Genomic DNA, 24,831 nt, shown 5'->3' with positions numbered 1-24,831 from the left:
GAGTGTTTCAGATCTTTGCCGACTCATGCGTCAGCAGCCACTCCTTCACCACCGTGCCGTAGTAATAGCCGCCATAGCCCCCGCTGCCGGGAAGTACCCGGTGGCAGGGGATGAAGGGGGCGATCAGGTTCTGGGCGCAGGCGGTGCCGGCGGCTCGGGCGGCGGTGCGGGGGAGGCCGGCGCGTTCGGCGAGTTCGCCGTAGGTGACGGTGGTGCCGGGTTTCACCTCGCGCAGTGCCTTGTGCAGGGCCTGGCGCTTCGGGGTGCCGGGCTGGGAGACGGGCAGGGTGTCGATGGCCTCCAGGTCGCCGTCCAGGTAGGCCATCGTCAGGCGGGTGATGTCGGCCAGGTCGTCCACTACGTCCAGGCCTTCGGACTGGAGGTCCGGGGTCAGGCGGGCGAACATGTCGGAGGGGTCGGGGGTGAATCCGGCCGCCACCAGGACGCCGTCGCGGGCGAGGAGCGCGAGCGGGCCGGCGGGGGTCGGCAGGACTTGAGCTTCGATCATTTGGAGCTCCACAGGTGTAGGGCGGCGTAGGCGCGCCACGGGCGCCAGCGCTCGATGTGGTCGGCGGGGATGCCCAGGGCGGCCATGCGCTTGTTCAGGACCAGGTCGCCCGTAGGCCAGGCGTCGGGGTCGCGCAGCGCCCGCAGCCCGATGTACGCGGCGGTCCACGGGCCGATTCCGGGAACCTTCAGCAGCTCGGCCACCGCGTGCCCGGGTTCCTGGCCGCCGTCGAGGTCGATGCCGCCGTCGGCGACCCGTTTCGCGAGGTCTTTCATGGTGGCGATGCGACGGGTGGTGAAGCCCAGGCCGTCGAGGTCGGCCTCGGCCAGGACGGCGGCGCTCGGGAACAGCGGGCCGTGCCGCGTGACGATCCGGCCCAGAAGGGTGCGTGCTCCGGCCACCGAGATCTGCTGGCCGACGATCGCGCGTACCGCCAGCTCGAAGCCGTCGAACGTGCCCGGGACCCGCAGCCCCGGACGGGCCGCGATCAGGGGCTCCAGGGAGGTGGCGCCCAAGGCGGAGGCGATCGCGTCCGGGTCGGCGTCGAGGTCGAGCAGCCGGCGGCAGCGGGCCACGACGCGGGCGAGCTGGCGGGTGTCGTCCAGCTTGACGTCCAGCTGGAACACGCCGGGCCCCGGCGTCAGCGTGAGCGTCCCGCCCGCCACCAGCCGGGTGTAGGAGAGCCCGTCCACGCTTTCGAGCCCGGGAATCGCCCGGCTTGCCAGAAAGGCGAACATCCCCTCCACGTCGTACGGCTCCCGCCGGTGCAACCGCAGCCGCAACCCCGCGGCGGACGACTCGGACAGGGGCCCCGCGGTGGCCCGGAGTTCGCTGGGCGTGAAGCCGTAGGTCTCCCGCATGGTCGCGTTGAACTGCCGCACGCTGCCGAACCCCGCGGCGAACGCCACCTCCGTCACCGGCAGCCCCGTCTCGGTCAGCAACTGCTTGGCCAGCAGCAGCCGCCGGGTCCTGGCCACGGCCAGCGGCCCGACGCCCAGCTCGGTCACGAACAGCCGGTGCAGATGCCGTTCGGTGATGTGCAGCCGCTTGGCCAGCCCGGCCACCCCGGTGTCGTCGGCCGCGCCGTCGTCGATGAGGCGCAGCGCGCGGCCGATCAGGTCGCCGCGCAGGTCCCAGCCGGGGTCGCCGGGGGAGAGCTCGGGCCTGCAGCGCTTGCAGGGGCGGAATCCGGCCGCCTCGGCGGAGGCGGCGTGCCGGTAGAAGCGCACGTTGCGCGAGGCGGGGGTGCGTGCCGGGCAGATCGGCCGGCAGTAGATGCGTGTCGTCTTCACCGCGGTGTAGAAGCGCCCGTCGAACCGGGCGTCCCGTGCGGAGACCGCCCGGTAGCAGGAGTCGAAGTCGAGCTCTACAGGTGCCATGTCATCGACAGTATGTGCCGGACAGGATTGGCGACTGGCGGAAATCAGACGTATGCATTGACAGAAAGAAGACAACTTCCGCTAGCCTTCTCATATGAACAGCTATTCAGAGGTGCAGATCGATGGCTGCACGGTAAGGGTCGTGGACGCGCCGCGGGTGGAGTCCGTGCGCTCGCGGATGCCGGGCCAGGAAGACCTCGCCGACACGGCAGAGGTGTTCGGGCTTCTCGGCGACCCCAACCGGCTGCGGCTGTTGCTCGCCCTCCTGGATGGCGAACTGTGCGTGTGCGACCTCGCCGCGGTGACGGGCCAGAGCGAATCTGCCGTCTCCCACGCCCTGCGGCTGCTGCGCGCGCACCGGGTCGTCGCGGTCCGCCGCGCCGGCCGGATGGCCTACTACCGATTGGAGGACGCGCACGTGCGGATGCTGCTTGATCTGGCGATCGCCCACACCGGCCACACACAGGCCATTCATCCCGAGCGTGGGGGGAACGACTGATGGGAGCGGGACACGGACACGGCCACGCGGGCGCCAAGCACCGCTGGCGGCTGGTCGTCTCCTTCGTGTTGATCGGCTCATTCTTCGTGGTCGAGCTGATCTTCGGACTGATCACCGGCTCGCTGTCGCTGCTGTCCGACGCCGGTCACATGGCCGCGGACGTGGTGACGCTCGGCGCGGCCCTGGTGGCCACGCGGATCGCGAGCAGACCGGACACAACGGGCCGGCGCAGCTACGGCTCCTACCGCGCCGAGGTCTTCGCCTCACTTCTCGCGGTCGCGCTGATGATCGGCGTCGCCGTGTACGTGGTGGTCGAGGCCATCGGCCGGATCGGGGAGCAGGCCGAGATCTCCACCGGGCCGATGATGATCGTCGGCGCCATCGGCCTCCTGATCAACCTGGTCGCGCTGTTCCTGCTGCGCAGCGGCGCCGCGGAGAGCCTCAACGTCAAGGGCGCCTACCTGGAGGTCATGGCCGACACGGCCGGGTCCGTCGGCGTCATCGTGGCCGGCTGGCTCGTCTCCTCCACCGGCAACCCCGTCTGGGACACGCTCGTGGCGCTGGCCATCGGCGCGTTCGTCGCCATCCGGGCCGTCGGACTGGGCAGGCAGGTCTTCGCCGTACTCGGCCAGCACGTGCCGGAGGGTATGAGCGCCGACGAGGTCGCGGGCGATCTCGCGGCCATCGAAGGTGTCGAGGACGTCCACGACCTGCACCTGTGGACGCTCACCTCCGGCATGCACGTGGCGACCGCGCACCTGGTCGCCGAGGAGTCGCGCAGCCACGCCGTACTGGATCAGGCTCGTGACGTGCTGCGCGCCCGGCACGGGGTCGCGCACGCGACGCTGCAGGTGGAGCCCGCCAACCACAAGGGCTGCGACGAGATCGGCTGGTGACTCAGCGCTCGGCGCGCAACGGCGAGAAGTAGATCGGCACCCAGCTGAGGGACATGAACAGCGCGCCCGCCCAGAGCGCGGCGCGCACGCCCCACAACTCGCCGACCAGGCCCGCGAGCAGGCCGCCGACGCCGACGGCGCCCATGAGGATGAGGCGCATGGTGGCGTTCACGCGCCCGAGCATCTCATCCGGCGTCACGCGCTGGCGGAAGCTGACCAGCAGCACGTTGTTGAGTCCGGTGCGGTAGGTGAGCGCGAACCAGGCGGCGGCCGAGACCCAGATCCAGGCGCCGTCGTTCAGTAGCGGGACCAGCAGGGACGCGGGGGTCGTGATCAAGGAGACGATCCACACCGCGCGGCCGCGGCCGAGGCGGGCGCCGACGTGGTGGGCGGTGGCCGAGCCGGCCAGTGTGCCGACGCCGCCCACGGCCAGGTACAGGCCGAGCACCCACTCGGGGTAGCCGAGCTGGGAGACGACGAGCACCGGCAGCAGCACCGAGTACAGCGGGAAGCCCAGGTTCGTCATCGCGCCCTGCAGCACGATCGGCCGCAGCGTGGCGTGGCCGAGCACGAAGCGCACGCCCTCGCCGATCTGCGTGGCCAGCTTGGGCCGCGGGCCGGAGGCGGGCGGGGTCTCGATGGCGGGCACCCCGCGCAGGAACAACGCCGAGCCGAGGTAACCGGCCGCGTTCAGCAGCATGGCCGCCGGGGCGCCCGCCGCGCCGACGAGCACCCCGGCGAAGCTGCGGCCGGAGATGTCCATGGCCGCGTTCGTGCCGACCAGCAGCGAGTTGGCCTCGGTCAGCCGCTCCCTGCCGACCAGCCTGGGCACGAGGCTCTGGGCGGCCACGTCGAAGAAGAGCGTGCCCACACCGGTCAGCGCGGCCACGACGTACAGGTGTTCCATCGTCAGCCCGCCCAGCCAGGCGGCCACCGGCACGGAGGCCAGCAGGACGGCCCGCGCGAGATCGGCCACGATCATCAAGGGCTTCTTGCGCATCCGGTCGATCCACGCCCCGGCCGGCAGCCCGACGACCAGCACCGAAATCGTGGCCAGCGCGCTGAGCAGCCCCACCTGTCCGGCGCCCGCGCGCAGCGTGGTCACGGCCAGCAGCGGCAGGGCGACATATCCCACCTGGGCCCCGAAAGCGCTCACGGCCGAGCCGAGATACAGGTTCCGGAATCCGGGTTCGAGCAGCAACGAGGTTGTCTTCACGCCGCCCACGATGGTGAACTACCGTCCATCGACGCGATTGATTAAGTGAGCAGCGAATCGAATGACCCTCGATCTGTCCTTCACCGCCGAGGACGTGGCCAACACCCGCTTCGCGATCTCTCCGCTGTGGGAGGTCGTGGCCAGCGTCCGCGTGCTCAAGGAGCCGACCGGCCTCAACCGCCCCTGGGCCGAGCGGGTACGCCGCCGCCTTGCCGACGTGGACTGGAGGCTGCTGTCCGACCTCGTCCCGGTGCCGACGATCTCCCTGGTCTGCTTCATCAGCCCGCCGCCCGCCACCGCCGTACCGGACCTGGAGCTGGAGCTGGCCGGACTGCTCGCCGCCGAGCACGAGGTACGCGACCAGCTCGACACCTGGCGCCACGGCGGCCCGCGAACCACCAGGATCCAGGCACTCCACCACGACCCCGCCGCCGGCCTGGCCCGGCTGGCCGGCGAGATCCGGGCGTACTGGGCGGCCGCGATCGCCCCCTACTGGCCGCGCATCCGCAGCCTGTGTGAGGGCGACGTGCTCTACCGCGCCAAGGCGCTGACACAGGACGGCGTACGCGGCATGCTGACCGGCCTCGACGAGAACGTGCGCTGGCAGGGCGAGCGCCTGCGCCTGGACCACCGGTTCTGCCACGGCACCCGCGCGCTCGACGGGCGCGGCCTGCTGCTGGTGCCGTCGGTCTTCACCTGGCCGAGGATCTTCTCCATCACCGTGCCGCCGTTCCAGCCGACGCTGCGCTACTCGCCGCGCGGCATCGCCACACTGTGGGAGCACCGCGAGAGCGACCCGCCGCAGGCGCTGGCGGCCGTGCTCGGCCGCACCCGCGCCCGCCTGCTGGCCTCACTCGACCAGCCCGCCTCGACGCGCGAGCTGGCCGTGCGCACCGGCCTGTCGGAGCCGGGCGCCAGCCAGCACCTCACCGCGCTGCGCAGAGCAGGCCTGTGCAGCGCCCACCGCACGGGGCGCTATGTCCTCTATGCCCGTACGGCTGTCGCCGAGGCCCTACTTGCTGGAGACGCCCACACCTAGGTCGAACTCCCGGTACACCCGGGCCCAGAACCCGTCACGCAGCCACACCCGCGCCTCCGGGTAGGGGCGCAACGAGTGCCCGAGCTCCTTCTCCGCCTCTATGAGCAGCTCGGTGTCGATGACCGTCGGCAGGATCGGCCCCGGCAGCAGGTCGCGGATGTTGTCGCGGCCACGGGTGAGGATCCACTTCTGCGCCACGTGCTCGCCCACGTCCTCCACGCGCGGCCGCGACGGGCCGAGCTTGGCCACCTGGCCGGGCTTGACCTGCGGCTTCGGGGTGGCGGGGCGACCGGCGAAGACCGTGGCGGGCGACGGCGCGGCGGCCGGCGGCGTGACCGGGACGGGCTGCGGTGCGCGGCTGAAAAAGGGTCTCAGGAAATCTGCAGAAATCACTTCAACGGTGTCGGACTCCCACACGAGCCGTTCCGCCTGGTTGGTGCCATAAGGGGGTTCGACGCCCCACAGGTGTATCCGCACTCCGTAGGCCTGCGCGGCCTCGACCGCGGGCACCATGTCCTCATCGCCCGCCAGCAGGATCGTGTCGGTCACCGCGTGATGCCTGGCCAGCGCTTCAAGGTCGCTCCTGATCTGAGCGTCCACGCCCTTCTGCTGGCCACGCGCGTTAAGGTTGCCCAGTCGTACCTTCACCCAGGGCAACTGTGCGATCACTCGCTGATCGACGGTGGGCACTCGGTCGCGTGCGGCGTCATACCAATAGATCCGCAGTAGTTCTCCGGAAATACGTTCCATTGCATGTTTCTGGAGGCTCTGGATGAGCTCATCCGCCGCAACCCGATATTCCTTGCGTTCCTTCGCGCCAAGCAGCACTTCACCTGCGGCGGCATACAGATAACCGACATCCACCAGGACGGCGTACTTCGCTGCCACAGGATGCGGCGTGAGGTCTGGGATGGGCATGTCGTCCTCCAGGCCGCGGCCTTAGTTGATCGGCTGACTATATACGCCTACTTTTCTAGATAGTCCCAACTCTCGGGGAAGTTGACACCCGATTCCAGGGATCCATCTAGGGTAGGGCGCTCAACCGCCAAGCCGACTTCCCTGGCACGAGTCGCCTACGCATGGCTCGGGCTGGGTTTCGCCAAGTTTCGGGCTTACGGCCCGGCGTATGCGTGGGTTCCGGTTGCCGCGTGGTCAGGACGGTGACCAGAGCGGCGATCTCCTCGGGCGTCGCATCGCCCCGCACGACTTTCAGATGCGCTGTCACAGTGCTCTTTCGCTCTTGACTCGTGGTTGTGATGGATGTCGCCGCAAGCTGCGGCACCCATCACTGTGTTGCTTTGACTCGCTTCGCTCGTAGGTTGTGATGGGTGTCCTCGCTTCGCTGCGGCATCCATCACTGTGTTGCTTTGACTCGCTTCGCTCGTGGTTGTGATGGATGTCCTCGCAAGCTGCGGCATCCATCACAACGGGATGTTCCCATGCTTCTTAGGCGGTAGCGAGGCACGCTTGTTACGCAGGGCCCGCAGGGCCTTCACCACTTGCGGCCGGGTGTCCGATGGGCGGATTACGGCATCGACATAACCCCGCTCAGCGGCGATATACGGATTGGCCAGCGTGTCTTCGTATTCGGTGACGAGCCGGGCGCGCTCGGCGTCGGGGTCGCCGGCGGCGGCCAGTTCGCGGCGGTAGAGGATGTTGACGGCCCCCTGCGCGCCCATGACCGCGATCTGGGCGGTAGGCCATGCCAGGTTGATGTCGGCGCCGAGGTGCTTGGAGCCCATGACGTCGTAGGCCCCGCCGTACGCCTTGCGGGTGATGATCGTGACGAGCGGGACGGTGGCCTCGGCGTAGGCGTAGAGGAGCTTGGCGCCGCGCCGGATGATGCCGTTCCATTCCTGGTCCGTGCCCGGAAGGAATCCCGGAACATCAACAAAAGTCACGATCGGGATATTAAATGCATCGCATGTTCGGATAAATCGTGCGGCCTTCTCGGATGCGTTGATATCGAGACATCCCGCGAAATGCATCGGCTGGTTGGCCACGACCCCGACCGGATGGCCGTCCACCCTGCCGTAGCCGACCACGACATTGGGCGCGAACTGCGCGTGGACCTCCAGGAACTCACCGTCGTCCACCACGTGCTCGATGACCAGGTGCATGTCGTAGGGCTGGTTGGCCGAGTCGGGGATGAGCGTGTCGAGCTCCGGGTCCGGCTCCAGGGCGGCGGCGGCCTCGTAGGCGGGCGCCTCGTCCAGGTTGTTGGAGGGCAGGTACGACAGCAGCGCCTTCACGTACTCCAGCGCGTCGTCCTCGTCGGTGGCCAGGTAGTGGGCCACACCGGACCTGGTGTTGTGCGTGTGGGCGCCGCCGAGCTCCTCGAACGTCACCTCCTCGCCGGTGACCGTCTTGATGACGTCCGGGCCGGTGATGAACATGTGCGAGGTCTGGTCGACCATGACCACGAAGTCGGTCAGCGCCGGGGAGTAGACGTGCCCGCCCGCCGCCGCGCCCATGATCAGCGAGATCTGCGGGATCACGCCCGAGGCGTGCACGTTGCGCTTGAAGATCTCCGCGTAGAGGCCGAGCGCGACCACGCCCTCCTGGATACGCGCGCCGCCGCCCTCGTTGATTCCGATGATCGGGCAGCCGGTCTTGATCGCCATATCCAGAATTTTCACGATCTTCTCGCCGTAGACCTCACCCAGCGACCCCCCGAAAACCGTCACATCCTGTGAGAAGACGCACACCTGACGGCCGTCGACCGTGCCGTAACCGGTGATCACTCCATCGGAGTAAGGCCGCTTGCCCTCCAGCCCGAACATCGTCGAGCGGTGCCGCGCGAACTCGTCGAACTCCACGAACGAACCCTCATCCAAAAGCGCCACAACCCGCTCGCGCGCGGTCATCTTGCCTCTGGCGTGCTGCTTTTCCACCGCCGCCGCGGACCCCGCGTGCGCGGCCTCGTCCAGCCGGCGTTCAAGGTCGGCGATCTTACCGGCGGTGGTGTGAATATCCGGCAGTTCCGGCAATTCCTCAGCAGCACTCATGCCCAGAAGGTTAATCCCTCCTTCTACGCTGGTTCCATGACGGAGGCGGTTCACACGCAGGGGCTCTTCAAGCGCTACGGCCAGCAGATCGCGGTCGCGGGAGTGGACCTGGTGGTGCCGGCGGGAAGTTTCGCCGGCCTGGTCGGGCCCAACGGCGCGGGCAAGACCACCACACTCAGCATGATCACCGGGCTGCTGCGCCCGGACGGTGGCCGGGCGGTGATCGACGGCCTGGACGTCTGGCGAGATCCGGTCCAGGTCAAGGCCAGGGTCGGCGTGCTGCCGGAGGGTCTGCGTCTGTTCGAGCGCCTGTCCGGCCGCGAGCTGCTCCACTACAACGGACGGCTGCGCGCCATCCCCATGGCCGAGGTCGAGCAGCGCACCGAGGAGCTCCTGGGCGTCATGGACCTGCGCGAGGCCGCCGACAAGCTCGTCGTCGACTACTCCACCGGCATGCGCAAGAAGATCGGCCTGGCCGCCGCGCTGCTGCACAATCCTTCTGTCCTGTTCCTGGACGAGCCGTTCGAGGGCGTCGACCCGGTCAGCGCCAACACCCTGACCGACGTGCTCCAGCGTTTCACCGCCTCCGGCTCGACGGTCATCTTCTCCAGCCACGTCATGGACCTCGTGGAGCGGCTGTGCGACTGGGTGTCGGTGATGAGCTCCGGTCACATCGTGGCTCAGGGGCCGCTGGCCCAGGTACGCGGCGACCGTACACTCAACCAGGCCTTCCTGGACCTCGTCGGCGGCCCCAGGCGGGCCGGCGACGCGGGCCTCACCTGGCTCGGCGCCAACGGGGTGCCCCAAAACGAGAGCCCGAGTGCCGGTGGTGAGCGGTGAGCACGGCGCTGCTGTTCGCGCGGCTCAAGCTGCGGCTGGTCGCCGGGAACCTGCGCGGGGACCTCGCGCGCAAGCTGGGCTTCGTCTTCACCCTGCTCGCCGCGATCGCCGTGGCGGCTCTCGGGTTCCTGCTGATGAGCCTGCTGCGTCTGGCCGAGCCCGCCATGGCCACCAATCTGGCCGTTCTCGCGTTCACGATGTTCTGGATCGGCTGGGCGATCGTCCCGCTGCTGGCGTTCGGGCTGGACGACACGCTCGACCCGGCCAGGCTCTCGCTGTTCCCCCTGCGTACGGGGCAACTGGCCGTCGGCATGTTCGCCGCCTCCGCGACCGGCGTCTGGCCCGCCGCCACCCTGATCATCACGATCGGCGCGCTGGTGGGGCTGGCGAGCGGGATCGGCGGCGTGCTCGTCGGCGTCGTGGCGGTGCTCCTGCAGTTCGCGCTCTGCCTGGTCACCTCCAGGCTGATCACCACGGCCCTGTCCGGCGCGCTGCGCTCGCGCCGCGGCCGGGACGCGCTGGCCGTGGCGGCGATCTTCGCGGTGCTGCTGTTCCAGCTACCCAACCTCATCGCCAACAGGGGACTCGGCGACCCGGTCGCGCTCATCGGCAGCACCGCGGGAGTGCTCCGCTGGACGCCGCCCGGCCTGGCCGCCCACGCCATCGCCGACGGCGGCCTGGTCGGCCTGGCCGAACTGCTCGTCGTCGCGGCGCTCGTGGTCCTGATCGGCTGGCTGTGGATCAAGGCGCTGTCCCACGCGCTGGTCACCGCGGACGCCTCCACCCAGTCAGCCTCCGTCCGCCGCTCCAGCGGGATCGTCGACCGCTTCCTGCCCGACGGCCCGCTCGCCGCCGTGGTCACCAAGGAGCTCAAGTACATCCGCCGCGACCCGCGCTTCCGCGTCGGCTGGTTCGCCTCGATCGTGGTCACCGGCGTGATCGCCTTCTCCATCACCGGCCAGTCCGGCGGCGGCGGCCTGCCACTGGTGATCGGCCCCGCGTGCCTCGGCGCGCTGATGCTCGCGCTGCAGTCGTGCAACGCCTTCGGCATCGACGGCCGCTCCCTGTGGATGAACACGGTCGCGTTCGGCGACGAGCGCGGCCTGCGCACCGACCTGGCCGGACGGCATCTGGCCGCGGCGCTCATCGCGCTGCCCCTGCTGGCCCTCATGACCGTGGCCGTCTCCCTGTTCGCGGGCGCGCCGTCGGCCATCCTGCCCGCCGCCCTGACCGCCTGGGGCGTGTACGGCGTGGGCCTCGGCGTGGCCTCCATGACCAGCGTGATCCTGCCGTACACGGTGCCCGACCGGCTCAACGCCTTCACCGGCGCCGCCCCCGGCCAGGGCGGGCAGGCGTTCGCCGGGTCGTTCGCCGCCATGATCGGCATCGCCGGGCTGAGCCTGCCGCTGGTGCTGCCGGTGGTGTTCGGGGTGACGTGGGTGAGCGTGGCGGCCCTGCCGTACGGCTTCGCGGTGGAGTACTTCGGCCGGAGGCTGGCCGCCACGGTGGGTCACGCGCGCATGCCCGAAGTGCTGGCCGCGGTGTCCCGTCCCACGTGAGCAGTGGTCTAGTCCATTAGGTGAGACCGGTCTGCGCTCGTTCACGGGCACTCTGTACCCTTCGAAACATGACTGACCAGGCAGTTGAACGCCGCAGCGCCGCCGTCGTCGAGATGCCAGACGAGCTCCGCCGAGACGTGAAACTGCTCGGCAGGCTGCTCGGCGACGTGATCGCCGAGCAGGGCGGCAAGGACCTGCTGGCCGACGTCGAGCGGCTGCGCAAGGCCGTGATCGCCGCCAGGAGGGGAGAGGCGTCCGCCGACGAGATCGCCGCGATGGTCGCCGAATGGGAGATCGACCGGGCGGTGCTCATCGCGCGGGCCTTCACCTGCTACTTCCACCTGGCGAACCTGGCCGAGGAGCACTACCGCATCAGGACGCTCCGGGAGCGCGACACCGAGGGCGAGGTGCTGAAGGAGTCGCTGGCGCATGCCGTACAGGAGCTCGGCACCGCGCGCGTGCAGGAGCTCGTGGAGGAGCTGGAGCTGCACCCGGTGCTCACCGCGCACCCGACGGAGGCGCGCAGGCGCGCGGTCGTCACCGCGATCCAGCGCGTCAGCACCCAGCTGACCGAGTACAACGCGCCCGGCCGGGGCGCCTCCGAGCGCGAGGAGAACCTGCGGCGGCTGCTGGAGGAGATCGACCTGCTCTGGCGTACCGCCCAGCTGCGCGACACCAAGCTCGACCCGCTCGACGAGGTACGCACCGCGATGGCCGCCTTCGACGAGACGCTGTTCCGGGTGGTGCCGCAGGTCTACCGTTCGCTGGACGCGGCGCTCGGCGAGGGCGCAGGGACCAGGTCGCCGCTGGCGCGGCCGTTCATCCGCTACGGCAGCTGGATCGGCGGCGACCGCGACGGCAACCCCAACGTGACCGCGAAGGTCACTCGCGAGGCCGTGCTCATCCAGGCCGAGCACGTGCTCACCGCGCTGGAGACCGCCACCACCCGCATCGCCCGCACGCTCACCGCCAACGCCCACTACGCGGCGCCGTCGCGTGAGCTGCGCACGGCGATCTCCGCCGCCGAGGACGCCCACCCCGACCTGGTCTCCGAGCTGGCCACCCGCTCGCCGCAGGAGCCGCACCGCCAGTGGCTGCTGTACGTCGCCGCGCGCATCTCGGCCACCAACCAGCGCGACCTCGACCTGGCCTACCGCGCGCCCGCCGAACTGCTCGCCGACCTCAGGCTGGCCCAGGAGTCGCTGGCCAGGCACGCGGCCCGGCAGGCGTACGGCGAGCTGCAGCATCTGATCTGGCAGGTGGAGACGTTCGGCTTCCACCTGGCCGAGCTGGAGGTCCGCCAGCACTCGCAGGTGCACGCGACGGCCCTGGCGGAGATCAGGGCGGGCGGCGAGTTGTCGCCGGTCACCGAGGAGGTCCTGTCCACGATCCGGGTGATCTCCTGGATCCAGGAGCGCTTCGGCGTGAACGCCTGCTGCAGGTACGTCGTCTCCTTCACCCGCTCCGCCGACGACGTGGCCGCCGTCTACGAGCTGGCCGAGGCGGCGCTCGGCATCCGGGCGCCGGTGCTCGACGTGGTGCCGTTGTTCGAGTCGGGCCAGGACCTCGACAACGCCCCCGGCGTGCTCACCGGCATGCTGGAGATCCCCAAGGTTCAGACCAGGCTGGCCGCCACCGGGCGGCGCATGGAGATCATGCTGGGCTACTCCGACTCGGCCAAGGAACTCGGTCCGGCCGCGGCCACGCTCAAGCTCTACCAGACCCAGGAGCGTCTCACCGAGTGGGCCCGCGAGCACGACGTGAAGCTCCGCCTGTTCCACGGCCGCGGCGGCGCGCTCGGCCGCGGTGGCGGCCCGGCCAACCGGGCGGTGCTGGCCCAGGCGCCCGGCTCGGTCGCCGGACGTTTCAAGGTGACCGAGCAGGGTGAGGTGATCTTCGCCCGCTACGGCCACATGGCGATCGCCAGGCGGCACATGGAGCAGGTGGCCAACGCCGTGCTGCTGGCCTCCTCGCCCACCAACGGCAGCCGTACCGCCGCTGCCGCCGCGCGCTTCCGTACGCTGGCCGAGCAGGTGGCCTCCGCCTCCGAGGGCGCCTACCGCGCGCTGACCGAGGCGCCGGGCTTCCCCGAGTGGTTCGCGCTGGTCAGCCCGCTGGAGGAGATCGGCTCGCTACGGCTCGGCTCCCGCCCGGCCCGGCGCGGGCTCGGGGCGCCACGGTCGCTGGACGACCTGCGGGCCATCCCGTGGGTGTTCGCCTGGGCGCAGACCCGGGTGAACCTGCCCGGCTGGTACGGCCTGGGCACCGGGCTGGCCTCGGTCGCCTCGGTCGAGGAGCTGCGGGCGGCGTACGAGGAGTGGCCGTTGTTCAACGCGATGCTGGACAACGCCGAGATGTCGCTGGCCAAGACCGACCGCTCGATCGCCGAGCGCTATCTCGCGCTCGGCGGCCGAAACGACTTCGCCGGGCAGGTGATGGCCGAGTACGACCTGACCCGCAAGCTGGTCCTGCAGGTCACCGGGCACACCCGGCTGCTGGAGAACCGCAAGGTCCTCTCGCGGGCGGTGCAGCTGCGCGACCCCTACGTCGACGCCCTGTCGCATCTGCAGCTGCGGGCGCTCACCGCGCTGCGCCGGGGCGAGGTCTCCGAGCGGGAGGCCGAGCGGCTCTCGACGCTGCTCCTGCTGTCGGTCAACGGAGTGGCTGCGGGTCTGCAGAATACTGGGTGAACCCGCGCAGGCCCCGTTCGATCGGGCCGTAGCGGTGGTTGCGCATCCACCAGGCGCTCAGCAGCAGCAGGACGGTGTAGATCGCCGCGGCCACGCCGATCACCGCGATCGGCGTCAGCCTGCCGCCGAGCCCCAGCCCGTACCCGGTGAAGACGAGGCACTGCAGGATGGACTGCCCGATGTAGTTGGAGGCGGCGGCCCTGCCCGCCGGGGCCAGCGCGGCGCCGATCGCGGGCAGGCGCCGCACCAGCAGCAGGAGCGTGACCACGTACGCGGCGGCGAGCGGCAGGGACAGGATGTTGTTGAGCGCCAGGCCGGTCAGTTGCAGGGCGCCCTCCTGCTGGCTGGACCAGGTGAAGAAGACGGCCGCCGGGAGGCCGAGGCCGTACCCGATCCAGAGGACGCGCGGCACGAAGCGCGCCCAGCGCTCGGGGTCCTCCAGCAGCCGCGACTTGCCCGCGGCCATGCCGAACAGGAACAGCGCCATCGCCATCGGGCCCTGGCCGAACCAGACGAACGCCGCCAGTATCGGATAGGTCTCCAGCTGGAACTGCAGGAAGCTCAGCGGGCTGCCGGTGACCTGCGCCTGCGCGGCGGCCATGACCGCGGGGTCGGTGGGCGCCGTCACGCCGGCCGAGGGGTCGAGCATGGTCAGCCCCGCGAGGATGAGCCAGATCGCCGACATGACGCCGATGATCCAGCAGCCGATCTTGACGGCGGTTCTCGGCCGGACGTTGCGCAGCGCCAGCAGGATCAGGCCGAGCGCGGCGTACAGCGTGAGGATGTCACCGATCCAGAGCAGGATGCCCTGCGTGACGCCGAGCACGAACAAGGCGAGGCAGCGGCGGAGCATCCGCGGCTTGACCTTCTCGCCCCACGAGCGCATCTGCATCGTGAAGGAGTAGCCGAACATGAACGAGAAGATGACGTAGAACTTCGTCAGCACCAGCGTCTGGACCGTCAGGCTCACCGGGTCGCGGTTGAAGTCCATGCTGGAGATGGCCACGGACAGTCCGGGGTCGGCGAAGAAGCTGATGTTCGCGACGAGGATGCCGCCCAGCGCGAAGCCGCGGACGGCGTCGATCTCGTGGATGCGCCTTAATGGCGGCGCCGTGGTGGTCATGCCTGCGACGCTACGGACCTTCCGGCGTGGCCCGCATCCGTCCGAGGGCGCGGACGGCTCCATCCAAAGTCGGAAAGGGCCCGGCGAAAACGCCGGGCCCTTTCTTCCGAAATCCCTAGTGCACGAACTCGGCGTCCTGGCGGGCCTGCTTGGGGAGCATGAGCCCGACGAGGAAGGTGACCACGATCATGCCGGCCGCGACCGCGAAGGTGATCTCGGCGCTGCCGGTCCCGAAGAAGACGGTCCCGAGTACGGCCAGGCCGAGCGCGTTGCCCACCTGCTGGAGCGCGGTCAGCGTGCCGGAGGCCGAGCCGGTCTCCTGCGGGTCCACCGCGGCCAGGACGATGTTGAAGTACGGGCCCATGATCATGCCGCTGCCCAGACCGACGAAGAGCAGGGCCGGAGCGAGCTGCCAGGGGGTGACGCCCGGCTCGGCCACGATCAGCAGGGCCACGACCGCGAGGGCCATGATGACGGCGCCGGCCAGCAGGACCTTGCGGCCGAAGCGCTGGGTGGACTGGGCGACGATCATGCCCGCGATCATGCCGAGGGAGGAGGGGACGCCGGTCAGCGCGGCCTTCAGCGGGTCGTAGTGGAGCATGAGCTGGGTGTAGAGGCCGATGACCATGAACACCCCGCCGAAGGCGGCGAAGTAGACGGTGCCGACGGCCATGCCGGACAGGAACGCGGGCTTGCGGAAGAGCGAGGGCGCCACCAGCGGGTCGCCGCCGCGGGCGGCCCGGCGCTTCTCGTAGGCGACGAAGACGACGAGGGTGACGATCGAGGCGGCCATCAGCGCGAACGACCACGCGGGCCAGCCATGCTCCTGGCCCTGGACCAGCGGGAAGACCATCAGGACGACACCGGCGGAGGCGAGGATCGCGCCGGGCAGGTCGAGCTTGACGCCGCCGATCGGCGGGGTCTTCGGGAGGAAGCGCAGCGCCGCGAAGACCGCCGCCACGCCGATCGGCAGGTTGATCAGGAAGATCATCCGCCAGCCGGTGCCGAACAGGTCGGCGCTGACCAGCCATCCGGCCAGGATCGGGCCGCCGATGGCCGACAGCCCCATCACCGGGCCCATCAGCCCGAACGCGCCGGCCAGCTCCTTGGGCGGGAACATCTCCTTCATCATCCCCATCCCCTGGGGGATCATGGCCGCGCCGAACAGGCCCTGGACGACCCGGGCCGCGATGATCATCTCCGGCGAGACGGAGACCGCGCAGAGCAGCGAGCCGACCGTGAAGCCGATCATCCCGATGAGGAACATCCGCCTGCGTCCCACGATGTCGCCCAGCCGGCCGCCGGTGAGCAGTCCCGCGGTCATGGCCAGGATGTACGCGGCGCCCAGCCACTGGATGAACGCGTTTCCGGCGCCGAAGTCGTTCCTCATGGTCGGGCCCGCGATGTGGGTGACCGTGGCGTCCAGCAGCTCCATGACGGATCCGGTCAGGATCACGGCCAGGGCCGGCCAGCGCCACTTGTAGGCCGCGGGCTGCTCGGGAGCGGCGGCTGTGGCCACTGGGCGGGTGTCGAGGACGGTCATGGTGTTCCTCCTGAATCGGAACGGCTTGTTCTGTTCCAACATTAGCAGAACGGAATGCTTCATTCCACTGTTTGTTCAAGATCTTTGGGAGCGGCCCTCCCTCATGCGAAAGGGCCGTAGCGCTGACGCTACGGCCCTATGCGGAAAGGTTCATTCCGCGTTCCACCGCGCGAAGAAATCGCGCACATCCTGCGCGAACACCTCCGGAACCTCGTGCGCGGCGTAGTGCCCGCCGACGTCGTAGAAGTTCCACTGGGCGATGTTCGTGTGGTCGCGCTCGGCGAAGCGCCTGATCGACTGGAAGTCGTTGGCGAAGTTGGCCAGCCCGATCGGCACGGTGGTCGGCTCGGCGGGCTGCTCCAGCTTGGCGTTCTCGTAGTAGAAGCGGGCCGAGGAGGCGGCGGTGCCGTACAGCCAGTGGACGGCGATGTTGCTCACCGCCCAGTCGATGCCGAGTTCTTCGCCCATGAGCTGGCCCATCCAGCCGAGCAGGCCGGCGGGGGAGTCGGCGAGGGCGTGCGCGAGGGTCTGCGGGGCCTGGGACTGCATCGTGTTGAAGGCGCCCATGGTCTCCCAGAAGCTCTGCAGGAACCGGACTCTGCCCATGTCCTCCTCGCTCAGTCCCTCGAACTCGGCCGGGTCGCCGGAGGGGAAGGAGAAGATCTGGGTGACGTGCAGGGCGACGGCGTGCTCGGGGTCGAGCCTGCCGATGTACGGCGTGACGATCGAGCCGCCGTCGTTGCCCACGGCGCCGTAGCGGTCGTAGCCCAGGCGCTTCATCAGCTCCGCCCAGGCGCCCGCGACACGGGCGGCGTTCCAGCCGCGCTCCGTGGTCGGACCCGAGAAGCCGAATCCGGGCACGGACGGGATGACCAGGTGGAAGTCGCGCGACAGCGGCTCGATCACCTCGACGTACTCCAGGGCGGTGCCCGGCCAGCCGTGGGTCAGGACCAGCGGGAGCGCGTCCTCCTTGGCGGAGCGGATGTGGAAGAAGTGCACGTTCTGGCCGTCGATCTCGGTCGTGAACTGGGGGTGGGCGTTGAGCCTGGCCTCCAGCGCGCGCCAGTCGAACACGTCGCGCAGGTGCTCGACCATGCGGCGGACCCGGCCGGCGCTCACGCCGTAGTCCTCGCCGGCGTCGGGGAGTTCGTCGGTGAAGCGGGTCCTGGCCAGGCGGGCCTTCAGGTCGTCGAGGTCGGCCTGGGGGACGTCGATGCGGTAGGGGCGGATCTCTGCCATGGGAGGTCTCCTTCGGGAAGCGAAGCGTTCCGTTCTGATGGGAACTCTATCAGAACGGAATGCTTTGTTCCACACTTAGGCGACCTTGATGCGCTCCGCCCCCGCGTAGACGTTGCAGCGCTCGCCGCGCAGGAAGCCCACGAGCGTCATGCCGAACTCCCTCGCCAGATCCACCGCCAGGGACGACGGCGCCGAGACCGCGCACACCACGGGGATGCCGGCGGCCAGCGCCTTCTGCATGATCTCGTAGCTGGCCCGGCCGCTGACCATCAGGACGTTCGCCGCCAGCGGCAGCTCACCGCGCAGCCCCGCCCAGCCGACCAGCTTGTCCACGGCGTTGTGCCGGCCCACGTCCTCGCGGGTGGCCACCAGCTCGCCGCCCGCCGTGAACAGGCCCGCCGCGTGCAGGCCCCCGGTCTTGCCGAAGACCCCCTGCGACTCGCGCAGCCGGTACGGCAGGCCGTACAGCACCTCCTGAGTCAGCCCCAGCTCCGGCGGCGCGACCGGCGAGCAGCGGTGCCGCAGCGCGTCGAGGCTGGCCGAGCCGCAGATCCCGCATGCGCTTGAGGTGAGGAAGTGGCGTTCGAGCGCGGGCAGATCGGGGATCGGCGTGTGCAGCCGGACCGTGACGACGTTGTAGCGGGCCTCGGGCAGCACGTCCTCATCGGTGCAGTAGCCGATCGCCGCGATCTCGCCGGGCCCCGCGATCCCCTCGCCGTGCAGGAATCCGGCGGCCAGCTCGAAGTCGTGCCCCGGCGTGCGCATGGTGATCGCGGCGGTCCTGCGCTCCCCGCCGGACCGCAGGCGGATCTCCAGGGGCTCCTCGGTGGCCAGGTCGTCGCGGCGGTCCCGGGCGGCGGACCCGGTGATCTCCCGGATCCGTACGCGCGTCGTGGGCCCAGGGCGCTCGCTCACAGCTGCTTCACCGTGACGAGGGCGTTGTAGTCGGGGATCTTGGCGTCGGGGGAGCGGCGGGACTCGTCGAGCAGCACGTTGCCCTCCGGCCAGTGGATCTGCAGGTTGCCCGGCATGAGCGGCGCCCGCAGCACCTTGCCCCGGTAGGTGCGCGGCCGCTCACCCAAAGAGGTGAGTTCCACGGGCGCGCCGTCGGGCAGGCCGAGCCGGTCGGCGTCGTAGGCGCTCATGAGCACGGCCTCGCGCATCGCGCCGTTGAAGCCGTCGCGGCGTTCGTGGACCATGCTGTTGAACTGCTTGCCGCGCCGCGTGGCCACCATGAACGACCCGTCGGGGCGCTCCAGCGAGGGCGGCGTGACCGGGGAGAAGGCGGCCAGGCCGTCGGCGGTCTGGAAACGGCCGTCGGCGAACAGGTGGCGGCCGCCGTACTGGACGTTGTCGCCGAACACCCGCAGGCCCGCGATTCCGGCGTAGAAGGGGACGGTCCGCTCGATGTCCTCGCGGATGCCGGGCGTACCGGTATAGGTGATTTTTCCGGAAATTTCCGGGCGGACGCGGGCGGCCAGCTCGGTGAAGATCTTCCACTCCGGCCACGCCTCGCCGATCCGCGGGCCCTCGACCTCGGGCGAGAAGATGATGCGGCGCTCGGTGGAGGTCTCGGTCACGCCGCCGACCATCTCGTAGCGGGTCTGGGCCGGCAGCAGCAGCACGTCGCCCGCGCTCGGCACCAGCATCTGCGAGGACAGCACGATGTCCACGTGCACCCGCAGCTTGAGCCGTGACAGCGCCTCGCGGCAGTAGGCCGGATCGGGCAGCACCTCAAGGAAGTTGCCGCCGGAGGAGATCAGCACGTCCAGCTCGCCCGCGTGCGCGGCGTCGATCATCTCGGTCGCGGTGAGCCCGGGGGAGCTGGGCACCTCGAAGCCCCACATGTCGGTAAATTTCGTGGCATTGGATGGATTGATCGGCAGGCCACCCGGCAGACCCGTCGCGTACGCGCCCATCTCCGCCCCGCCCTGCACCCCGCTGTGGCCCCGGATCGGCATCAGCCCGCAGTTGTCACGCCCCACGAACCCGCGCGCCAGCGCCAGGTTCACGATCGAGCGCACGTTGTCCTCGCCGAACGCGTGCTGCGTGATGCCCATCGACCACACCAGCACCGCCGAGCGGGCCCTGCCCAGCAGCTCCGCCATGCGCAGCATCTCGGCCCTGGTGGAGCCGGACAGCGCTTCGAGCGACTCCCACGACTGGGCGGCGACGGCCTGCCGTACCTCGTCGAAGCCCTTCGTGCGTGCGCGGACGAACTCCTCGTCCACCCAGCCCTTCTCGATCAGGTGCTTGAGCACCCCGTTGAGGAAGCCGATGTCGCCGCCCACGTTGACGCCGAAGAACTCGTCGGTGATCTTCGTGCCGAACACCGCGGACTCCGCGTTGGACGGCACCCAGTACTTGTCCATGCCCGGCTCGCGATAGGCGTTGACCATCGCGATCCGGGTCCCGGCCTTCTTGGCGTGGTAGAGGTACTTCATCGCCACCGGCTGGTTGTTGGACGGGTTGGACCCGATGAACACGATCAGGTCGGAGCCGATCCAGTCGGTGTAGGAGCAGGTCGTGGCCGCCGCCCCGATCGTCTGCTTCAGCGCCACCGTCGAGGGCGAGTGGCAGATGCGCGCGGCGTTGTCGACGTTGTTGCTGCCCATCGCGCGCACCGCCTTCTGCGCCGCGAAGTAGTTCTCGTTGGGCACGCCGCGGCTGGTCAGGTAAACGCCGAAGCGCGCCTCGCGCAGGTGCCGCGCCGCCACCTCCAGCGCCTCGTCCCACGAAACGCGCGTGAATCCCGCCTCGCCCGCCCTCCTGATCATCGGGTACGGCAGCCGCCCCAGCTCCCGCAACTCCGCGCTCTTCCTCCCATGCAGCCCGGAGACGTCCTTGAGCGCCTTGTACTTCAGCGCCGGCATCGTGTTGAGCGGCAGCAGGCGCAGCCGGATGTTGCACAGGTGGATCTCGTCCATCGTCCAGTCGCGCATGCCCTGGGTCCCGAGCGCGCAGCCGTCGCAGGTTCCCTGGTTGAGAATGCGCCAGGCGTAGCGCCTGTTGCCCTTGACCGACTTGAACGCCTTCCACAACTCCAGGTAGTTGTTGGGCTTGCGCAGGCCGATGCCGAACGGCCGCCAAGACGCCCAGTTACGCGGGTCAAGAAGCTTGCTCATCTCTCCATTCTCCCCTCCGCGCGGAGCCGGGGACCAGGCCGTAGGAAGATGGTGGACGTGGCTGACTCGCGTTACTCCGACCTCGATCGCCCGCCTCTGTCCCAGGGCGCGCTCAACCGCGCTCTGGTACGGCCCGGCGGCCTGTGGACCGGCATCACCGTCGTCGACAGCACCGGCTCCACCAACGCTGACCTGACCCAGGCCGCCCGCGCCGGCGCCGAGCAGGGCGCCGTCCTCGTCGCCGAGACCCAGCTCGCCGGCCGCGGCCGCCTGGGCCGGGTGTGGAACGCGCCCGCGCGCTCCGGCCTGACGTTCTCCGTCCTGCTGCGCCCGAGGGTCGCGCAGGTCCGGCACGGCTGGCTGCCGTTGCTGTTCGGCGTGGCCGCCGCCTCCGCGGTGCGCCGCCTGGCCGAGGTGGACGTCCGGCTCAAGTGGCCCAACGACCTGCTGATCGGCGAGCGCAAGCTGGCCGGGGTGCTGGCCGAGCGGATCGACGACGCGGTGGTGATCGGGATGGGGCTCAACGTCTCGCTCCAGCCGGCCGAACTGCCCGTCGAGACCGCCACCTCGCTCGCCGTCGAGCAGGCCGCCTGCGTCGACCGCGACCCGCTGATCAGGGCGATCCTGCGCGAGCTGGAAAGCCACTACCGTGACTGGACCGAGGCGGACGGCGACGCGGACGCCTGCGGGCTGCGCGCCGCCTACCAGGCGTCCTGCGCGACGATCGGCCGCCGCATCAGGGTCGAACTGCCCGGCGAGCGCGTCCTGGAAGGCGTGGCCACCGGCGTCGACCCGAACGGCCATCTGCAGGTCGAGGCGGGCGGCAAGGGTCACACGTTGAGCGCGGGTGACGTGGTTCACGTGCGACCGGCACCGTAGAGTGGCACGATTTCCGCATGACTCTCCCAGACCACCACTTGACGCAGGGCGAGCGCCGCATCCGGGCCTTCAACCCGCACTGGAAGCGGCTGATCGGGCCCTTCGCCGCGCTGGTGCTCATCGTCATCGCCTCCGGGGTCGCGATCTACTTCGTGCCCGGCGACTGGCAGTACGCCACCTACGGCAGGCTCGCGATCGGTGTCGTCGCGATCCTGCTGCTGACGATCTGGTCGTTCATCCCGTACCTGCAGTGGAAGAACACCGGCTACGTCCTGACCACCCACCGCTTCACGATCAGCACCGGCGTGCTGAACAAGTCGACGGACGAGATCCCGCTGACCAAAGTCAACTCGGTCAGCTCCGACCAGTCGTTCGCCGAGCGCATCCTGGGCTGCGGCACGCTGACCGTGGAGTCGGCCAGCGACCAGGGGCAGCTCGCGCTGCGTGACATCCCGCAGATCCAGGACGTCCGAGCCGACCTGTTCCGCGCCGTCGAGGACGTCTCCGACGGCGAGGTCGACGGCAAGTAGCCCGCGGGCGTGGAGACACCGGGCCGGCCCACGGCCGAGGAGATCGAGCGGCTGCTGGTCGGCACGCCCGCCCGCTACACGCGCGCCGAGGTGGCGGCCAAGTCGGGGGTCTCCCAGGAGCTGGCCGAGCGGATCTGGCGCGCGCTCGGCTTCGCCACGCTGTCCGACGACGCGGTGGCCTTCAGCGACGCCGACGTGGCCGCGCTCGGGCGGGTGCGCACCATGCTGGACAGCGGCCTGCTCGACGAGCAGACCGTGCTGCGCATGACCCGCGCGCTCGGCCGTACCACCGCCAGGCTGGCGCAGTGGCAGGCCGAGATCATGGTCGGCGCGATGCTGCCCCAGGACGCCGAGGCGAGCGACAGCGAGCTGGCGGCGGTGCTGGAGACCGCCCAGAACCTGCTGCCCGACTTCGAGTACGTGCTCGTGCACGTCTGGCGGGCGCAGCTGGCCGCCGCGGGCACCAGGATGCTCGCGCTGGCCGACATCAGCGAAGAGACCGAGCGGGCCAAGGTCAACATCGCGGTGGGCTTCGCCGACCTGGTCTCCTTCACCCGGCGCGCCCGCGACCTCGACGAACGGCAGCTCGCGGCGCTGGTGGAGGGCTTCGAGGCGCGGGCGGCTGACGTGGTGGCCGCCCACGGCGCCCGGCTGGTCAAGACGCTCGGCGACGAGGTGCTGTTCAGCGCGCCGTCCGCGGGGGTGGCCGCGCGGATCGCGCTTGAGCTGGCCGAGGCGGACGAACTGCGCATCGGCCTGGCCTACGGGCCGGTGCTGCAGATGATGGGCGACGTCTTCGGCACCACCGTGAACCTCGCCGCCCGCCTCACCGCCATTGCCCGGCCCGGCACGATCGTCGTGGACGCGGGCCTGGCCGCCGAGCTCGCCGGGCAGCCGGGCCTTGACGTACTCAGGATCCGGCGTCGCCCTGCTCGGGGGCTCGGCGTGGTGCAGCCCTATGTCTTGCGAAGATCTTCCTCTTGAAAGCAAGATGACTGGCATGCCGTACGAAGTCAGTGGCGTCATCGCCAGAGGCAAGGGCCAGGAAGTTTCCGTCGAGACCGTGCTGGTGCCGGATCCGGGTCCCGGCGAGGCGGTGGTGAACGTGCAGGCGTGCGGTGTCTGCCACACCGACCTCCACTACCGGGAGGGCGGCATCAACGACGACTTCCCGTTCCTGCTCGGGCACGAGGCCGCCGGCACCGTCGAGGCGGTCGGCGAGGGCGTCACCGGGCTGGAGCCGGGCGACTTCGTGATCCTCAACTGGCGCGCGGTGTGCGGCCAGTGCCGCGCCTGCCTGCGCGGCCGCCCCTGGTACTGCTTCGCCACCCACAACGCCAAGCAGAAGATGACGCTGGCCGACGGCACCGAACTTTCGCCCGCCCTGGGCATCGGCGCGTTCCTGCAGAAGACGCTGGTCGCCGCCGGTCAGTGCACCAAGGTCTCGGCCGAGGCGCCCGCACAGGTGGCCGGGCTGCTTGGCTGTGGCGTCATGGCCGGCATCGGCGCCGCGATCAACACCGGCGGCGTCGGCAGGGGCGACAGCGTGGCCGTGATCGGCTGCGGCGGCGTCGGTGACGCGGCCGTCCTGGGCTCCTCGCTGGCCGGAGCGGGGACGATCATCGCCGTTGACGTGGACGACCGCAAGCTGGAGTGGGCCAAGGGCTTCGGCGCCACCCACACCGTCAACTCCCGCTCGCAGGACCCCGTCGAGGCGATCCGCGAGCTGACCGGCGGCAACGGCGCCGACGTCGTGATCGAGGCCGTCGGCCGTCCCGAGACCTACAAGCAGGCCTTCTACGCCCGCGACCTGGCCGGCACCGTCGTGCTGGTCGGCGTGCCGACGCCGGAGATGACGCTGGAACTGCCGCTGCTCGACGTCTTCGGCCGCGGCGGCGCGCTCAAGTCCTCCTGGTACGGCGACTGCCTGCCCTCCCGTGACTTCCCCATGCTCGTCGACCTGTTCCTGCAGAACCGGCTGCCCCTGGACAAGTTCGTCTCGGAGGAGATCGCGCTGGACCAGGTGGAGGAGGCGTTCGCCAAGATGCACCGTGGTGAGGTGCTGCGGTCGGTGGTGGTGCTGTGACCGTTCCGCCCGCCTGCCTAGGAGACAACGCATGATCGACAAAGTGATCACTTCGGGGACGTTCTCGCTGGACGGCGGGACCTGGGAGGTCGACAACAACGTCTGGCTGGTCGGCGACGCCCGCGAGGTGATCGTCATCGACGCGGCGCACTCCGCGGCGGCCATCGCCGAGCGCGTGGGCGGCCGGCGGATCAAGGCGATCGTCTGCACGCATGCCCACAACGACCACATCAACGCCGCGGCCGAGCTGAACGCGCCGATCATGCTGCATCCGGCCGACCAGGTGCTGTGGGAGCAGGTCTACGGCGACTCCGTGACGTACGAGCCGTTGAGCGACGGCGACAAGCTTGAGGTCGGCGGGATCGAGCTGCGGGTGATCCACACCCCCGGCCACTCGCCGGGAGCGGTCTGCCTCTACGCGCCCGAGCTCACCGCGCTGTTCAGCGGCGACACGCTCTTCAACGGAGGTCCTGGCGCGACCGGCAGGTCGTACTCCTCCTTCGAGACGATCGTCGAGTCGATCAAGGAGCGGTTGCTGACGCTACCTGCGGAAACCCGCGTCCACACCGGCCACGGCGACTCGACCTCGATCGGCGCTGAGGCCCCGCATCTGGAGGAGTGGATCAAGCGGGGTCACTGAAACATACCCCCTAGGGGGAATGTCCTCTCTGG

General features: G+C 70.0%; 22 protein-coding genes. 11 read left to right on the top strand and 11 right to left on the bottom strand.

The window, feature by feature from the left end; all coding sequences use genetic code 11:
* Nucleotides 1–7: 7 nt before the first annotated feature.
* Both ACFWYW_RS13170 and ACFWYW_RS13165 read right to left on the bottom strand, forming a co-directional pair.
* A complete protein-coding gene (locus ACFWYW_RS13170) occupies nucleotides 8–508 on the bottom strand; it encodes a methylated-DNA--[protein]-cysteine S-methyltransferase (RefSeq protein ID WP_379609959.1) in 501 nt (166 codons plus the stop codon).
* The gene (locus ACFWYW_RS13165) at nucleotides 505–1,887 is read right to left on the bottom strand and encodes a DNA-3-methyladenine glycosylase 2 family protein (protein ID WP_379609958.1); all 1,383 of its coding nucleotides are present in this window, start codon (nucleotides 1,885–1,887) and stop codon (nucleotides 505–507) included. The genes ACFWYW_RS13170 and ACFWYW_RS13165 overlap by 4 nt, the downstream gene beginning before the upstream one ends.
* 94 nt (nucleotides 1,888–1,981) lie before the next feature.
* Here ACFWYW_RS13165 and ACFWYW_RS13160 point away from each other — a divergent pair, with 94 nt between their 5' ends.
* Entirely contained in the window at nucleotides 1,982–2,386 is a 405-nt protein-coding gene (locus ACFWYW_RS13160; protein ID WP_184957820.1) for a metalloregulator ArsR/SmtB family transcription factor, read from the top strand.
* The gene (locus tag ACFWYW_RS13155; RefSeq protein ID WP_379609957.1) at nucleotides 2,386–3,282 is read left to right on the top strand and encodes a cation diffusion facilitator family transporter; all 897 of its coding nucleotides are present in this window, start codon (nucleotides 2,386–2,388) and stop codon (nucleotides 3,280–3,282) included. The genes ACFWYW_RS13160 and ACFWYW_RS13155 overlap by 1 nt, the downstream gene beginning before the upstream one ends.
* Nucleotide 3,283: 1 nt before the next feature.
* On the opposite strand, the gene ACFWYW_RS13150 is transcribed toward ACFWYW_RS13155, so the two are convergent.
* The gene (locus ACFWYW_RS13150; protein WP_379609956.1) at nucleotides 3,284–4,498 is read right to left on the bottom strand and encodes an MFS transporter; all 1,215 of its coding nucleotides are present in this window, start codon (nucleotides 4,496–4,498) and stop codon (nucleotides 3,284–3,286) included.
* Between the two features lie 61 nt (nucleotides 4,499–4,559).
* On the opposite strand from ACFWYW_RS13150, the gene ACFWYW_RS13145 reads away from it, so the two are divergent.
* Entirely contained in the window at nucleotides 4,560–5,537 is a 978-nt protein-coding gene (locus ACFWYW_RS13145) for a DUF5937 family protein (protein ID WP_379609955.1), read from the top strand.
* On the opposite strand, the gene ACFWYW_RS13140 is transcribed toward ACFWYW_RS13145, so the two are convergent.
* The 3 genes from ACFWYW_RS13140 to ACFWYW_RS13130 form a co-directional block, all read right to left on the bottom strand.
* A complete protein-coding gene (locus tag ACFWYW_RS13140) occupies nucleotides 5,511–6,455 on the bottom strand; it encodes an NYN domain-containing protein (protein WP_184957816.1) in 945 nt (314 codons plus the stop codon). The two genes, ACFWYW_RS13145 and ACFWYW_RS13140, sit on opposite strands and share 27 nt — an antisense overlap.
* 106 nt (nucleotides 6,456–6,561) lie before the next feature.
* Nucleotides 6,562–6,762 carry an acyl-CoA carboxylase subunit epsilon gene (locus ACFWYW_RS13135; protein ID WP_379609954.1) on the bottom strand — a complete coding sequence of 67 codons (201 nt, stop codon included), beginning with the start codon at nucleotides 6,760–6,762 and terminating at the stop codon, nucleotides 6,562–6,564.
* Between the two features lie 196 nt (nucleotides 6,763–6,958).
* The gene (locus ACFWYW_RS13130) at nucleotides 6,959–8,545 is read right to left on the bottom strand and encodes an acyl-CoA carboxylase subunit beta (RefSeq protein ID WP_379610119.1); all 1,587 of its coding nucleotides are present in this window, start codon (nucleotides 8,543–8,545) and stop codon (nucleotides 6,959–6,961) included.
* Between the two features lie 36 nt (nucleotides 8,546–8,581).
* On the opposite strand from ACFWYW_RS13130, the gene ACFWYW_RS13125 reads away from it, so the two are divergent.
* The 3 genes from ACFWYW_RS13125 to ACFWYW_RS13115 all read left to right on the top strand — a co-directional run bounded on the left by ACFWYW_RS13125 (nucleotide 8,582) and on the right by ACFWYW_RS13115 (nucleotide 13,634).
* Complete coding sequence (locus ACFWYW_RS13125; protein WP_379609953.1) at nucleotides 8,582–9,385, top strand: ABC transporter ATP-binding protein; 804 nt, start codon at nucleotides 8,582–8,584, stop codon at nucleotides 9,383–9,385.
* Nucleotides 9,382–10,944 carry a hypothetical protein gene (locus ACFWYW_RS13120; RefSeq protein ID WP_379609952.1) on the top strand — a complete coding sequence of 521 codons (1,563 nt, stop codon included), beginning with the start codon at nucleotides 9,382–9,384 and terminating at the stop codon, nucleotides 10,942–10,944. The genes ACFWYW_RS13125 and ACFWYW_RS13120 overlap by 4 nt, the downstream gene beginning before the upstream one ends.
* Nucleotides 10,945–11,012: 68 nt before the next feature.
* Entirely contained in the window at nucleotides 11,013–13,634 is a 2,622-nt protein-coding gene (locus ACFWYW_RS13115) for a phosphoenolpyruvate carboxylase (protein WP_379609951.1), read from the top strand.
* Here ACFWYW_RS13115 and ACFWYW_RS13110 read toward each other — a convergent pair.
* From ACFWYW_RS13110 to ACFWYW_RS13090, 5 genes are all read right to left on the bottom strand, one after another.
* A complete protein-coding gene (locus ACFWYW_RS13110) occupies nucleotides 13,597–14,757 on the bottom strand; it encodes a DUF418 domain-containing protein (RefSeq protein WP_379609950.1) in 1,161 nt (386 codons plus the stop codon). The two genes, ACFWYW_RS13115 and ACFWYW_RS13110, sit on opposite strands and share 38 nt — an antisense overlap.
* 115 nt (nucleotides 14,758–14,872) lie before the next feature.
* Entirely contained in the window at nucleotides 14,873–16,300 is a 1,428-nt protein-coding gene (locus ACFWYW_RS13105; RefSeq protein WP_379609949.1) for an MFS transporter, read from the bottom strand.
* A gap of 150 nt (nucleotides 16,301–16,450) precedes the next feature.
* A complete protein-coding gene (locus ACFWYW_RS13100) occupies nucleotides 16,451–17,539 on the bottom strand; it encodes an epoxide hydrolase family protein (RefSeq protein ID WP_379609948.1) in 1,089 nt (362 codons plus the stop codon).
* 75 nt (nucleotides 17,540–17,614) lie between these two features.
* Nucleotides 17,615–18,454: a formate dehydrogenase accessory sulfurtransferase FdhD gene (fdhD, locus tag ACFWYW_RS13095; protein WP_379609947.1), complete on the bottom strand. Its 840-nt coding sequence runs from the start codon at nucleotides 18,452–18,454 to the stop codon at nucleotides 17,615–17,617.
* Complete coding sequence (locus ACFWYW_RS13090) at nucleotides 18,451–20,664, bottom strand: FdhF/YdeP family oxidoreductase (protein WP_379609946.1); 2,214 nt, start codon at nucleotides 20,662–20,664, stop codon at nucleotides 18,451–18,453. Before ACFWYW_RS13090 ends, fdhD begins: the two co-directional genes overlap by 4 nt.
* Before the next feature lie 48 nt (nucleotides 20,665–20,712).
* On the opposite strand from ACFWYW_RS13090, the gene ACFWYW_RS13085 reads away from it, so the two are divergent.
* From ACFWYW_RS13085 to ACFWYW_RS13065, 5 genes are read left to right on the top strand one after another with little or no spacing between them, the layout of a single operon-like run.
* Nucleotides 20,713–21,543, top strand: coding sequence for a biotin--[acetyl-CoA-carboxylase] ligase (locus ACFWYW_RS13085; protein ID WP_379609945.1), 831 nt, complete (start codon nucleotides 20,713–20,715; stop codon nucleotides 21,541–21,543).
* Nucleotides 21,544–21,560: 17 nt separating this feature from the next.
* Entirely contained in the window at nucleotides 21,561–22,073 is a 513-nt protein-coding gene (locus ACFWYW_RS13080; RefSeq protein ID WP_379609944.1) for a PH domain-containing protein, read from the top strand.
* A 9-nt stretch (nucleotides 22,074–22,082) separates the two neighbouring features.
* The gene (locus ACFWYW_RS13075; protein WP_379609943.1) at nucleotides 22,083–23,057 is read left to right on the top strand and encodes an adenylate cyclase regulatory domain-containing protein; all 975 of its coding nucleotides are present in this window, start codon (nucleotides 22,083–22,085) and stop codon (nucleotides 23,055–23,057) included.
* Between the two features lie 16 nt (nucleotides 23,058–23,073).
* Nucleotides 23,074–24,159, top strand: a complete 1,086-nt coding sequence (locus tag ACFWYW_RS13070) for an S-(hydroxymethyl)mycothiol dehydrogenase (protein WP_379609942.1) — start codon at nucleotides 23,074–23,076, stop codon at nucleotides 24,157–24,159.
* Between the two features lie 31 nt (nucleotides 24,160–24,190).
* Nucleotides 24,191–24,799: an MBL fold metallo-hydrolase gene (locus tag ACFWYW_RS13065; protein WP_379609941.1), complete on the top strand. Its 609-nt coding sequence runs from the start codon at nucleotides 24,191–24,193 to the stop codon at nucleotides 24,797–24,799.
* Nucleotides 24,800–24,831: the final 32 nt, after the last annotated feature.

This window comes from Nonomuraea sp. NPDC059023, from assembly GCF_042740095.1.
In the GTDB taxonomy this organism is placed as follows: Bacteria; Actinomycetota; Actinomycetes; order Streptosporangiales; family Streptosporangiaceae; genus Nonomuraea.
This window is presented reverse-complemented; position numbering and strand designations above follow the sequence as displayed.

What these genes read in the sequence shown, in the direction of transcription:
- ACFWYW_RS13170 (WP_379609959.1), bottom strand. Translation starts at nt 508, where the DNA reads ATGATCGAAGCTCAAGTCCTGCCGACCCCCGCCGGCCCGCTCGCGCTC.
- ACFWYW_RS13165 (WP_379609958.1), bottom strand. Translation starts at nt 1,887, where the DNA reads ATGGCACCTGTAGAGCTCGACTTCGACTCCTGCTACCGGGCGGTCTCC.
- ACFWYW_RS13160 (WP_184957820.1), top strand. Translation starts at nt 1,982, where the DNA reads ATGAACAGCTATTCAGAGGTGCAGATCGATGGCTGCACGGTAAGGGTC.
- ACFWYW_RS13155 (WP_379609957.1), top strand. Translation starts at nt 2,386, where the DNA reads ATGGGAGCGGGACACGGACACGGCCACGCGGGCGCCAAGCACCGCTGG.
- ACFWYW_RS13145 (WP_379609955.1), top strand. Translation starts at nt 4,560, where the DNA reads ATGACCCTCGATCTGTCCTTCACCGCCGAGGACGTGGCCAACACCCGC.
- ACFWYW_RS13140 (WP_184957816.1), bottom strand. Translation starts at nt 6,455, where the DNA reads ATGCCCATCCCAGACCTCACGCCGCATCCTGTGGCAGCGAAGTACGCC.
- ACFWYW_RS13130 (WP_379610119.1), bottom strand. Translation starts at nt 8,545, where the DNA reads ATGAGTGCTGCTGAGGAATTGCCGGAACTGCCGGATATTCACACCACC.
- ACFWYW_RS13125 (WP_379609953.1), top strand. Translation starts at nt 8,582, where the DNA reads ATGACGGAGGCGGTTCACACGCAGGGGCTCTTCAAGCGCTACGGCCAG.
- ACFWYW_RS13115 (WP_379609951.1), top strand. Translation starts at nt 11,013, where the DNA reads ATGACTGACCAGGCAGTTGAACGCCGCAGCGCCGCCGTCGTCGAGATG.
- ACFWYW_RS13110 (WP_379609950.1), bottom strand. Translation starts at nt 14,757, where the DNA reads ATGACCACCACGGCGCCGCCATTAAGGCGCATCCACGAGATCGACGCC.
- ACFWYW_RS13105 (WP_379609949.1), bottom strand. Translation starts at nt 16,300, where the DNA reads ATGACCGTCCTCGACACCCGCCCAGTGGCCACAGCCGCCGCTCCCGAG.
- ACFWYW_RS13100 (WP_379609948.1), bottom strand. Translation starts at nt 17,539, where the DNA reads ATGGCAGAGATCCGCCCCTACCGCATCGACGTCCCCCAGGCCGACCTC.
- ACFWYW_RS13090 (WP_379609946.1), bottom strand. Translation starts at nt 20,664, where the DNA reads ATGAGCAAGCTTCTTGACCCGCGTAACTGGGCGTCTTGGCGGCCGTTC.
- ACFWYW_RS13085 (WP_379609945.1), top strand. Translation starts at nt 20,713, where the DNA reads ATGGTGGACGTGGCTGACTCGCGTTACTCCGACCTCGATCGCCCGCCT.
- ACFWYW_RS13080 (WP_379609944.1), top strand. Translation starts at nt 21,561, where the DNA reads ATGACTCTCCCAGACCACCACTTGACGCAGGGCGAGCGCCGCATCCGG.
- ACFWYW_RS13070 (WP_379609942.1), top strand. Translation starts at nt 23,074, where the DNA reads ATGCCGTACGAAGTCAGTGGCGTCATCGCCAGAGGCAAGGGCCAGGAA.
- ACFWYW_RS13065 (WP_379609941.1), top strand. Translation starts at nt 24,191, where the DNA reads ATGATCGACAAAGTGATCACTTCGGGGACGTTCTCGCTGGACGGCGGG.